The organism is Mesorhizobium sp. Mes31 (assembly GCF_024519675.1).
GTDB lineage: Bacteria > Pseudomonadota > Alphaproteobacteria > Rhizobiales > Rhizobiaceae > Mesorhizobium.
Map to the genome: position 1 here is coordinate 25,741 of NZ_JALJRL010000033.1, position 11,557 is coordinate 37,297.

The window sequence follows — 11,557 nt, forward strand, 5'->3', positions numbered from 1 at the left end:
ACAGGTACGCCTAACAATTTTGCGGCAGCGTCTGCATCCTCTTGCTCTGCCGCCGGCGTCGGATATTCTTTGAAGATCGTCAAGAGAACTTCGCCATTACGCGGTGACGTGCCCACGCCCTGCAAGTTGGGGAATATTTTTTCAGTTCCACTATATTTCCGTCGATTGAAGTGTGGAGATCCATTACGGGGACCGTGGTCGGGATTTTGTTTGAAGCAAAAGATATACATGGAGCGGTGATGACGGAGAGCACCAACACGCTCGCGAATGTACAGTTTTGCCTGGCCGTGACGACCCCGATCATTTTTTCGGCGCGCAATAGACGCCCTGCGATTCCATCAGCACGACGCCGCCCTTCAACTCGCTTATCGCCCCAACCCATGCGTCGGAATAGGTTCGGCTGGCGTCGACTGCTGTCAGCCAGATCACGCGGTTGTCGGCCAGTTCCACCTTGACCTCTCTTTGCAAGGGACTCCCCTGGACCGCCTGTTGATAGTGGCGCTTGATCCGGACCTTGCCGCCCGGAAACTCCACATCATTATCGTCGTAGCTCAGCACGAACGGGGCATCGCCCTTGTCGGTCCGGCATGAGCCGTCGCGCTCGCACACGATCTTGGAAGCCGTCTTGCAATCCCAACGCAATCCGGCCGGCCACATCGGATTTCCTGCGCTCTTGGTGTCGTCGCTCTGCGCGGCCGCTCCGATACACATTGCCCCCATGGCAATCGCCACGACCACCGCCCTACTCATCTACTGGGTTCGCCCCTTCTTTCTCACCAGGATGGATTGGGATCATTTCGCCACCTCCTGTGGCCGAGGCGTCAGTGCTGCAATACGCCAAAACCATTGACGCCGCTCCTGCGAGCGCAACGCTGCAACTGCCAGCGTCGACAACTCGGCCGGCGCTGGCAAAGAGTCTCTGCTCGTTCGGGTTTCTGACTCACCTGTTGACAGTATACTAGGTCTTACATCAGGACAATGAGACGTGGCTGTCCGCCCCTATTAAAGAACCAATTGGCCGGTCTTCAAAGCGGGATGGAGGCCCGCCGTCGACCAGGTCTTCGGCGATGCGCCGAGGGCATCGATTCCGACAGCCGCAAGGGCGAAGTAGCGGCTTGAGCTTGCCGATCGCCCGGACTGTCGCTGAATTACGCGCGGTGGCCGAATGGGCTGGGCGGCTTGGCCTGCTGCCGGTTTCGTGGACGCCGAGATAAGGTGTTTAACGGAACTGGAGAGTGGGAATGCAGAGACGGAAGTTCAGCCGCGAGCTTAGGCAAGGTTTCGAGGGACGGGGCATTGTGGCCGGCCCATTTACGACAGCACTGATTTTTTCTTTTAGCGCACGTGCGACCTTGCCCTCACTGCCTTCATCTGCCCACAAAGAAACCGCCTCATTTTGCATGCAATATGACCAGTGTCGTTTACTGAGCTACAAGGATTTTTTCGCTTGCTCTACGCAGCTTTTTGTTCAGCTATGCGATAGCGATGGTCTACTCGAGAGCAATTAAATCCGAAGGCTTCCTATGTCACAGCGGTCATTCATCCGACACATCGTATTTTTCAGCGCTGCTTATAAGGCGGATATCCCACGTATTATAGAAGGACTATCCATTTTGAAGGATATACCTCATCCCATTCTGGGGGATGTGTGGTTGTGGCCATGGCCCGCGAAGTTGACGTCGGAATTGACGTTGAACTGACGGATGCGCCGGTCTATCGATTTGCCCATCGGTTCTTGACCGAGCAAGAATTTTGGATCGTCGCCAGCTTGCCCGAAGCAAAGCGTCATTCGCAGTTGTTCAAGCTGTGGTGTACCAAAGAGGCGATTTTGGAGGCGGCCGGATATGGCCTGTCTGCTGATCCGCGAAGCATCCAAGTGTTGAAATCCTCTGACGCCCAGCTTGCCTGTGTGCCATCGGTTGAATGGCGTGCACGCGTTTGGGGCGTCGCCGACACGAAATTTGATGACATGACGGATGTCACGCTTGCTTGGTCTCTGGGTTCGGGCGTGATGGAACCGTCAGTTGTGCGGCCGCAGACGGACCTGAAGATCAAGGCAGGATTTGCGGACTGGTGAAAAATCGGTGGCAAAGTGGGTCGCCGTAGCCTCGGGAAAGCGGGCGGCCAGGATGCGCAGCGTTTCTTCGATTTCAATGACAGTCACAAATTGCCCAAGGCAGCTGAAACTGCCGCCGCCAAAGGTCAAAATGCGAGGCTGATTGGTACGGCCGAGTAGAAACAGATACACCATCATCAAGGATCACATACGCGAGCGGACTCAGCGTCACCTGGAAGTGTTCGTGCCGCTGTCGCATCCGCCGGGCCATGCGCAGGCCGACTTCGGCGAGGCGATGGTGGCGATTGGTGATGTCGAACAGAAGGCCCGTTTCTTCGTGCTCGACCTTCCGCACAGCGACACCTGCTATGTGCGGGCCTATCCGGCGGCGGTGTCCGAGGCCTGAGTCGACGGCCATATGCTTGCCGCCGCAGATCATATTGGCCGCCAGATATCTGTCACACTTTGTCACAAACTGCCCTGTCGCTGTAAAACTTGAGAGACATGGCGGTTGTTCAATCTCCTCCATTCGGAACGCTCCCTGAGCAAATTGATGGAGATAGATATGAACAGACCACGCCTTTACATCTTTGGGGCTGCGGCGGCCGTTTTGCTCGGCCTTTGGGTGCTCGGCCATCCAGGAACTCCCATGTTCTATCCTGCTTTTGCCGGCTCCCCCTATATGGACCCCCATATGGCCGAGTTCGGCTTTGACTATGGTTGCGGCTACGGCCACAGGTTTTGTCGTTGGGTGGAAGGTATCGAACGTGGGGTTGGCGCACTGACTGGCAATCCTTACCAACCACCGTTTGCGGACCCGACGCAACTGGGAGAACTGAAATCGACATTGGGCATAACCCAGGCGCAAGAAGCCGACTGGGATACCTATGAGGCGGCCTTACAGGGTGGAGTCATGGCGGTGGAGCGCGAACAGGACAGCCTGCCGTTTTTCTCATGGTTTCGTCCACATGGCACGCACTTTGTGGATGCCATGATCATGAATGAGGAGGCTCAGAAGCAGTCCTCTGCGATAACGGTCGCAGCGCAGTCCCTGCTCTCGAAGCTCACGCCGGAACAGCAAGCCAAGGCGCGTTACATACTTCCGGGACTTCCCGCTGGACCGAACCCCTTTATCGGAATTGAATAGCTCGACGCCGCAGTGATAAGCATGACGAAAAATCGAGACCACAACAAGGACAGCGCTCCACCGCCCGCCGCACATATCCTTGTTGTCGACGACCATATCGAAATTCGTGACCTGGTTTCGCGCGCGTTGCTGAAGGACGGGTTCCAGGTGAGCACTGCGGCCAATGGCAACGCGATGCGGCAGGCACTTGCCAACAACGATATCGACCTGATCGTCCTTGATCTGATGATGCCGGGTGATGATGGCTTGACCCTGTGCAGGGAGGTGCGGGCCAGGTCCAATATTCCGATCATCATGCTGACGGCCAGGAGTGACGAGATCGACAAGGTAGTTGGCCTTGAACTTGGTGCGGACGATTATCTCGGCAAGCCCTTTGGCAGCCGAGAATTGGTCGCTCGTATTCGTGCGGTTTTGCGTCGCAAGACACCCGGTGGCCAGCAAGAACCTGCTCCTCAGCCTCACCTCTACGCCTTCGAACGTTGGAAGCTCGATGTCGATGCGCGTGAACTTATTGGCGACGACGGTGTCTCGGTGGCTCTCAGCACTGGCGAGTACGATTTGCTTATGGCTTTTGCCGAGCATCCGCGACGGGTGCTCAACCGCGACCAACTTCTCGATCTGGCGCGCGGACGCCAAGCGAACCTGTTTGATCGCAGCATCGATACCCAAGTCAGTCGCTTACGTCGGAAACTCGAAATAAACCCGGCAGATCCCCGCATCATCAAGACGGTGTGGGGCGGCGGCTATCTGTTCGCCGCCGACGTGACGCGCCTATGAGAAGGATCCTACCTGACAGCCTGTTCGGACGTACGATGGCTGTGCTGCTCGGCGGCCTGATTGTTTCGCACCTCGCCGGATTCTTGATCTACTATGGTCATCGTGAGGAGGCGACACGGGCGGTGGGCGGCTATGCCATCGCGCAGCGTATAGCCAATCTCGCCCGCCTCGTTGATGAAGCTCCACCTGAGTGGCGGCAAAAGATTATAGCTGCTTCGAACGACCCATCGCTCTCGGTATCGATTTCAGACAGCCCGCTGGTTTTAGAGGGTGGCAATGATTCCATCGCTCTGTCGGTACGCGACTATCTTATGGCTCAGCCAGCCGCCTCCGGCCTTCCCGAACCTCGTGTCGCTACGCTGGTGATCGATAGAAGGGCCGACGATCCTCATGCTGACGGCGGTGCACGATCCCATCACCATATGGGCTTCTCACGGCACAGCGATGAAATACAGGGTTCGGTACCGCTAAAGGATGGCGAATGGCTATCGTTTTCTGCTCAGTTCCCCAACGGAGCAAATACCGCCTCCCGGCAGCTCCTACTGGCGATGGGGATCATGACTGTCGTCATTCTGGGCCTATCTGCCTGGCTCGTGCGCTCGGTTGTGCGCCCTCTTGATGACCTGGCCACGGCTGCGCAACGATTCGAGACGGACCTCAATGCGCCACCAATGCCGGTCAAGGGAACACACGAAACCCGGCAAGCCGCACGAGCCTTCAACAAGATGCAATCGAAGCGCCGTGAGTTGATCGAGAACAGAACGCGTATCCTGGCCGCGATATCACATGATCTACGCACGCCGTTGACGACTTTACGGCTCAGGGCAGAAACCCATCCTGACGACGACGACCGTGAGAAAATGCTCGCAACCATTGCGGAAATGAACACGATGATCTCGGCGACCATGCAGTTCGCCCGGGATGAAGCGCAACTCGGCCCAAGGCGTCGGATCGATCTTGCAGCTTTACTGGCGAGCGTTGTCGCTGACTTATCGGATAGCGGTCTCCCGGCTGATATGGCTCCGAGTGCTCCAGTCGTCTACGACTGCAATCCCGGCATGATCAAGCGAGTGCTGACCAATCTCATCGAAAACGGCGCCAAATACGGACAAGCCGTTCGGGCCAGTATCGTGACCCATCCCTCAACTATCGACATTTTGATTGATGATGATGGCCCCGGCATCGATCCGGCAGAACTGGAGCGGGTATTTCAGCCCTTTTACCGCTTGGAAGGATCGCGTGCACGTGAAACGGGTGGTATCGGCTTGGGCTTGGCCATTGCACGCTCCGCCGTGGAAGCGCATGGCGGCAACCTAACCTTGCGCAACCGACAGGGCGGCGGGCTGACAGCCCAAATCTCCTTACCAGTCCAGAACCAGCCGTGAAGAGTAGGATGCGATCAGCGTGTACATGACAGCAGCGCGATCGGCACCGCGTTGGGAGCCGGCGAAGAGCCAGGATTTTCTGCCGAGAGCCAGGCCGCGCAACGCCCGTTCAGCCGCATTGTTAAAGGGTATGGTGTTCGCGGCGCCCTTCGGTGATCCGAAAAAGTAGATGAGGTAAGATCGGCCACCGGGATAGGGGTGCTGGGAGCATGAAACGGTGGCAGGCCGTCCTGACCATGAGTCGCGAACTCGAGTTGTTACTTGGCCGCCCCTACGACTTGCCCGGCTGCGCTGCGAGCGCGAATCCGTAGATGTCGTGTTTCCCCACCGGCTCCCGCTACCGGAAGGAGATGGAACATGCGTGTGGTTGGAATGGACATTCATCGATCGTTCGCCCAGGTAGCGATCCTGGACAATGGCGACATCGTGCAGGAGCGCCGCGTTGAACTCATCCGAGACCGATTTCTCCAATTCGCGACAGCGCTGAGAAAGGACGATGAGGTCGTTATTGAGGCGACAGGCAACAGCACTGCCGTCGAACGGCTCTTACGGCCATATGTGAAGCGCGTCGTCGTCGCGAACTCCCGTCTCGTGAAGGCCATCGCCTGGGCGCGGGTAAAGTCGGACAAGGTCGACGCCGCCACTTTAGCGAAGCTCCATGCCGGCGGCCTGCTGCCGGAAGTATGGGTAGCCGACGATACTACGACGATCCGGCGGCGGCAAATTGCCGAGCGCATGGGAGTGCTGGCTCAGGTCGTTCGGACGAAGGGGCGGATACAGGCCATTCTGCATGCCAATTTGATCCCCAAGTATGATGGCCACCTGTTCGGTCTGGAAGGCCGCAAATGGCTGGCCCACTTGCCGCTGGCTCCCGAGGAGCGGGCTGTGCTCGGGAGATATGTTCACGAGCTCGAACGGGTGTCGGCGCAACTTGCAGAACTAGACAAGGAACTTGCGCAGAAATCTCTCGACGACGCTCGTGCTCTCCGGTTGATGACGATCCCTGGCGTGAGTTCTGTCGTTGCTTCCACAATCTTGGCGTCGATCGGTGATATCCGTCGGTTCCCGACCCCAGAGAAACTCAGCAGCTACTTTGGCCTCACGCCCCGGATCCGCCAATCAGGCGATCATCCGTCCCGCCACGGTCACATCACCAAGCAAGGAAACAGCGACGCACGCCGAATGCTTGTTGAGGCGGCGTGGTCGGCGAAGCTGGCGCCGGGTCCCTTGCGCGCCTTCTTCGCGCGCGTCCAGAGGAAGCGCGGTGCGCCGGCCGCCGCCGTAGCGACCGCGAGAAAACTGGCAGTCATGATCTGGCACATTCTTTCGAGTGATCAGGGCTACGCGTACGCAAGGCCGGCGTTCACGGCCATGAAGCTGAGAAAGGTGGCCCTGCGGGCTGGCGCGCCCAGGGCATACGGAAAGGCTGGGCCCGGCCGCGACTACTGGATCAAAGAAACTCGCGATCGCGAGTCGCGATATGTGGAAAGCGCCGAAAGAGCCTATGAGCGGATGGTGGCGGCTTGGGAAGAAAAGCCGCCCAAAACTGCTGCCGGATGACGATCGGGACTTTTCAACACCATCCGTCGTGAGGCAGATGCGCCCATCGTCGAGGAAGCGCGTGAAGCCCGGCCAGCGCTTGAGCATGTAGTCGATCGCCTGGGCGGCAGGCGCATGTCGCGAGAGTTTGGACCGTTCGCGCCGCATCCATTCTTCCAGCTCGGCGACGAGCGGCGAGATCGGCGGCGCGGTCTTTCCCCGGCGGGTGTTGGCGGCGATGTCGGCGAGCACGAAGAACTTGCGCCGTGCATGGCTCCAGCAGAGTGCCTCCGTCACCGGTCCGGGCTTCCGCTCGGGGAAGTTATAGCGCGACGATCAGGATGAGACGGCGGCGACAATCTGGGGATCTTCCGCACTTTTGGTGCAGATCGGTGTTTTCCACCCCGGCCACTTCGCTGATTGCGTTCAGGCGGCTGCCAATAGTCGGCTTCGCAGCAACGCGTATCCGGCCCGCCCGTACATTTGCCTTTTCAGGGTCTTAAGGCGGTTGATGCGGCCTTCGACGGGACTTGTGCTCCAGGGATGAGTGATGGCTGCCGTGACGGCGTCGATATCGCGTTTGATGCCCATCGCCAGAGCATGCAATTCGGTGCCGGCGGCATCCACGATCCATTGATCGAGGGCCGTCTCGTCATCGCCGCGAATGGTAGCGGCAAACCGCCGCGCCAGATCACCTGCCACTTGGAGGTCTGGCGCGTGCTCAAACAGATGACGGAGAAAGCATTGGGTGGCGTCATCAAGCGCGTCCGGCTGCTCACTCAAGAGCTAGGCGCAAACGCGCCGCGACGGTGGTCAGCACCGCGGCGTCACCGCCTCAGACGCGGGTCTCTGCCGCCGTGTGGCCAGCCATCGATAGAGGGTTGCCCTGCTGCCATCAAAACCGTGCTGCCTGATTTCGGCCCATAGGAAGGCGCCGTTCTGTGCCCCATCCCTCAAGCGCTGTTCGAGATAATCTCGAAAGGGATTGATGCAGGTTCGGCGGGCCGGCGGTCGTCGGTGCTCGGGTTCGCCGCCGGCGGCTAGCCAACGCTCAACCGTCCTTACGCTCATGCCGATCCGCGGGGCGATTTGCCGTGGCGCCGGGCCGACCTGCCGCAAACGCACGATCTCTTGAAAGCGGTCGCCTCGCTCCTCTCGTCTCAGGCGACGTAGGCTGTCCCGTGCCGGGTGAGCGTCGGACTGGGATCCCGTCACCTCCCTCGCGTTACCCATTTCGGCACTCCACGCCCTTCCGGCGGCCTGCACGGCTTTGCGCTGGCGGCTGACGGCAAGACGTAGCGCCTCGCTGAGGCTGTTGAGAAGATGCCAACGATCGGCGACCTGCGTTGCCGCTGGAGCGCCTCGCCGGGCGCCATTGGCGTAAAGACCGGCACGGTCGCGCGCAATAATCTCAATGCCGGGGTGACGTTTGAGCCAGGCTGCGACCGTGTCGGCATCGCGATCGGGCAAGAGTTCGAGAATGCGACCGCGTTCCAGATCGCAGATGATCGTGCCATAGCGCTGTCCCTTGCGCCAGGCCCAGTCATCAATGCCGACTACACGCGGGGCTTTCGGTGGCTCGAATTCGGCGGCGCGGATCATGCGCAACAGCGTGTCGCCGCTGACCGGCATGGCGAGCTTGCACGAGAGCCGGAAACCGGGCTGGCCGCCGACGGCAAAGCCTATCGCCAACTGGCTTTGGCCGAGACGCACCGTACGCCGCGCCTTCGGCCGGACAAGATCAGGCAGTCTCTCGGTGAAGATCCGCTGCGGGCATTGCACGCTGCCACAGCGAAACCGTCTTGCCTGCAGCCGGATTTCGATAACCCGTCCATGCCACGGCAGGTCGGAAAGCCGACGCGTGTAGTGGCTGTGTAAACGTCGGCTTTCAAGGGCATCAGCGCCCATCAGATTGGCTGGATGCGCACCTTCCATGCTCGATCAGAGACCTATCGCGCCGCTCAGGCCTGCATCACCGATGCACATACTGGTCACCCGCATTCCCGCCTCTGGGGCAACGGAACGACCGCGTCGTCCGACGGACAGTTCTTTCGTGCGAGCGACCGAGCGGCAAAACGCGGCGATGTCAATCTGCATTACGGCAGCGAACCGGGATCGAAATTCTACAGCCACCTGTCCGACCAGTACGGTTATTTCAGTATCTTGCCCATCAGTCCCACTGAAAGCGAAGCTGCCTACGTGCTCGATGGCCTGTTTGACCAGGATACTATCTTGGATACCCAGGAGCATTTTACTGACACTGGCGGCGCGAGCGATCACGTCTTCGGGCTGTTCGCCCTTACCGGCAAGCGCTTCGCGCCTCGGCTACGCAACCTCAAGGATCGAAAGTTCCACACATTCGAGAAGGGCGATGCCTACCCGGCGCTGACGAACCACATCGGCGCACCGATCAACACCGCGTTGATCCTTGACCATTGGGATGACCTGCTACATCTGACAGCGTCAATCACAACGCGAGCCGTCGTCCCCTCGACGATCCTGAAGAAGCTCTCGGCGTCTCCGAAGGAAAGCCAGTTGGCCAAGGCGCTGCGGGAACTCGGCCGGATCGAGCGATCACTGTTCATGATCGAATGGTATTCGAGCCCGGCCTTGCGCCGACGGTGCCAAGGCGGCCTCAACAAGGGGGAGGCAGCACATAAGCTCAAGCGCGCGGTATTCTTCCACGAGCGCGGAGAAATACGTGACCGGTCATACGAGAGCCAGGCATTCCGCGCTTCCGGGCTCAATCTCGTCGTCAGCGCCATCGTCCATTGGAACACCGTCTATCTTGACCGCGCAGCCACGCACCTGCGCATGGCGGGTCGGACTATCCCGAATGACCTGCTCAAACACGTCTCGCCGCTTAGTTGGGAACACATCAACCTCACCGGCATCTACACCTGGGATTCTGAGCACCAGATGCCCGAAGGCTTCAGATCGCTTCGCTTGCCAGCACCAATCCGACGGGCGGCATGATGTTCATGCTTTGTTCGACCTTAGCGTACGATTTTGAGCAGCTCTTATTCTGACCCCGAATAGCGGTCGCAAGGTGGCAACATCCCGCTCAAGACGCCTGGTTCTCGACGACACCGGCCTCGGCGTCTTCTGCTTCTTCTTCGCCGCCCCCGCTCGCCAGTCTGGCGGGAATATCGCCGGCCAGCAGTTTCTCTTTGCTGAGCAGGCCGGCGTCTTCGAGCGCCTCGAAATCGGGCAGGTCGCGCAGCGTGCCGAGGCCGAATTCGAGCAGGAATTGTTTCGTCGTCACATAGGTGTAGGGCGCACCCGGCGTCGGACTGCGCGGGCCCGAGGCGATGAGGCCGGCGCCGCGCAGGCGGCCGATCAGGTCGCGCGAGACTTCCTTGCCGAAGAAGGACGACAGTTCGGCGCGGGCGATGGGCTGGAAATAGGCGACGCACATCAAGACCAGCACCTCGGACTGCGACAGGTCGACCGTCTTCTCGCCGCTGCCGAATGCGCTGCGGATGGCGTCGGCATAGGCCGGCCGGGTCAGGTGACGAAAACCGCCGGCGACAGTGACCAGATCGTAGGGCCGGCCGCGCAGTTCCTCGCGGATATCGTCGATCAGCAGATCGAGGTTGCAGTTTTTGCCGACCGCGCGAGCCAGCACACCGCGTGTCACCGGCTCGCCGGCAGCAAAAATGACCGCCTCGACCCGGCTCATCCATTCGCGCCAGCGCGCCTCCGGCGGCAGATGATCCAGTTCCCGATCAAACAGACCGTCGTCTGGTCGGCGGTCGCCTCCCTGCCCTTCCTTCCGTCGCTTGGGCGCACTCTCCGCCATAGTTTTCAAAGTCCATAAATGCGGAACGTCGGTCGCCCGGACAGTTCGCGCACGGCGCCGAGTTCCATCAGCCGGTCGAACAGGCGGCGCAAGGCCCGGTCGCTCATGCCAGCGACGGGGTCGGACGCGACCATCGCGTCGCCGGACAACAGCTTTTGCACGACCGCGTCTGCACTCCTGGCCCTGAGTTTCGGCGCAACGGCGAGCAGTTTTTGCGCACGGCGCTCAAGCTCGGCGGACAGATCGATGGCGCGCAGCGCGGCGCGCGCCTGTGCGGCGAGCAGATTTTTGGCGCGTTCGGCCCCCGCCGGCCCGGTTGCGGGAACAGGGGCTTCCGCCCGTCTCGGCCGGCCGGTGCCTGCCCCCGGCACCGCCTCGATGCCGAGCAGCGGAACGGCATGGCTCCAGCCCAGAAGCTGCGCCAAAAGCGCATCGGCGAGCCATGCCCCGACGAAGCGCCCGAAGCCATGGCGTTCGACGATCGCGAAGGCGCCGGCCAGGGCTTCGACCGTCCCGGCGCCGGCGTGAAGCTTGCGAAGTTCCGCCGCCAGATCGGACACCGCCTCGCCGTCACCGGCGTGACCAAACGCCTCCAGCATCGCGGCAAGGTTTTTCTCGGTCAAAAGGTCCGCCGCGGGCCGCTCTGCCAGCCGCCGCCAGGCGAGCAGCAAACGGCCGGCGGGGCCGACGTCGTCGCCGGCCTTCGTCAGCAGCACGGCATCGCGCAGGGCGGCCTCGGCCTCGACGCGGCCTGCCTGCCTTGCGGCAAGTGCGGCGGCGGTGAGCGCCAGCCGCTGCCGCCAGGCGCCGGCCCATTTTTCCTCCTGGCGCACCACTGCATCAAGTGCGGT

The 11,557-nt window shown here is 60.5% G+C and carries 10 protein-coding genes and 4 pseudogenes; 7 read left to right on the plus strand and 7 right to left on the minus strand.

Annotated elements, in window-relative coordinates; all coding sequences use genetic code 11:
- Nucleotides 1-300: 300 nt before the first annotated feature.
- A complete protein-coding gene (locus tag NR193_RS32045) occupies nt 301-732 on the minus strand; it encodes a hypothetical protein (protein ID WP_256754671.1) in 432 nt (143 codons plus the stop codon).
- A gap of 928 nt (nt 733-1,660) precedes the next feature.
- Here NR193_RS32045 and NR193_RS32050 point away from each other — a divergent pair.
- From NR193_RS32050 to NR193_RS32070, 5 genes and pseudogenes are all read left to right on the plus strand, one after another.
- Entirely contained in the window at nt 1,661-2,077 is a 417-nt protein-coding gene (locus tag NR193_RS32050; RefSeq protein ID WP_256754672.1) for a 4'-phosphopantetheinyl transferase superfamily protein, read from the plus strand.
- A 166-nt stretch (nt 2,078-2,243) separates the two neighbouring features.
- Nucleotides 2,244-2,459, plus strand: a pseudogene (locus NR193_RS32055) (IS21 family transposase); the annotation flags it as partial.
- Nucleotides 2,460-2,621: 162 nt separating this feature from the next.
- Nucleotides 2,622-3,203 (plus strand): Spy/CpxP family protein refolding chaperone, encoded by a 582-nt coding sequence (locus NR193_RS32060; protein WP_240579069.1) that lies wholly within the window; start codon nt 2,622-2,624, stop codon nt 3,201-3,203.
- A 21-nt stretch (nt 3,204-3,224) separates the two neighbouring features.
- Complete coding sequence (locus NR193_RS32065) at nt 3,225-3,980, plus strand: response regulator (RefSeq protein WP_240579070.1); 756 nt, start codon at nt 3,225-3,227, stop codon at nt 3,978-3,980.
- A 35-nt stretch (nt 3,981-4,015) separates the two neighbouring features.
- Nucleotides 4,016-5,365: an ATP-binding protein gene (locus tag NR193_RS32070; protein WP_256754673.1), complete on the plus strand. Its 1,350-nt coding sequence runs from the start codon at nt 4,016-4,018 to the stop codon at nt 5,363-5,365.
- A 6-nt stretch (nt 5,366-5,371) separates the two neighbouring features.
- Here NR193_RS32070 and NR193_RS32075 read toward each other — a convergent pair.
- A pseudogene (locus NR193_RS32075) lies at nt 5,372-5,488 on the minus strand (transposase); the annotation flags it as partial.
- A gap of 249 nt (nt 5,489-5,737) precedes the next feature.
- On the opposite strand from NR193_RS32075, the gene NR193_RS32080 reads away from it, so the two are divergent.
- Nucleotides 5,738-6,925, plus strand: a complete 1,188-nt coding sequence (locus tag NR193_RS32080) for an IS110 family transposase (RefSeq protein ID WP_240579138.1) — start codon at nt 5,738-5,740, stop codon at nt 6,923-6,925.
- Here NR193_RS32080 and NR193_RS32085 read toward each other — a convergent pair.
- The 3 genes and pseudogenes from NR193_RS32085 to NR193_RS32095 form a co-directional block, all read right to left on the minus strand.
- A pseudogene (locus NR193_RS32085) lies at nt 6,902-7,222 on the minus strand (transposase); the annotation flags it as partial. The gene NR193_RS32080 and the pseudogene NR193_RS32085 overlap by 24 nt on opposite strands.
- Nucleotides 7,223-7,330: 108 nt before the next feature.
- On the minus strand, nt 7,331-7,687 hold the full coding sequence (locus tag NR193_RS32090; protein ID WP_240579072.1) for a transposase: 357 nt from the start codon (nt 7,685-7,687) through the stop codon (nt 7,331-7,333).
- A gap of 30 nt (nt 7,688-7,717) precedes the next feature.
- Complete coding sequence (locus tag NR193_RS32095) at nt 7,718-8,839, minus strand: ISL3 family transposase (RefSeq protein WP_306280777.1); 1,122 nt, start codon at nt 8,837-8,839, stop codon at nt 7,718-7,720.
- Here NR193_RS32095 and NR193_RS32100 point away from each other — a divergent pair.
- Nucleotides 8,789-9,880: pseudogene (locus NR193_RS32100) on the plus strand (Tn3 family transposase); the annotation flags it as partial. The gene NR193_RS32095 and the pseudogene NR193_RS32100 sit on opposite strands and share 51 nt — an antisense overlap.
- Nucleotides 9,881-9,968: 88 nt before the next feature.
- On the opposite strand, the gene NR193_RS32105 reads toward NR193_RS32100, so the two are convergent.
- Both NR193_RS32105 and NR193_RS32110 read right to left on the minus strand, forming a co-directional pair.
- A complete protein-coding gene (locus tag NR193_RS32105; RefSeq protein ID WP_256754674.1) occupies nt 9,969-10,706 on the minus strand; it encodes an SMC-Scp complex subunit ScpB in 738 nt (245 codons plus the stop codon).
- Nucleotides 10,707-10,711: 5 nt separating this feature from the next.
- Nucleotides 10,712-11,557, minus strand: an 846-nt coding sequence (locus tag NR193_RS32110) for a DUF1403 family protein (protein WP_256754675.1), incomplete at its 5' end; no start/stop codon positions are given.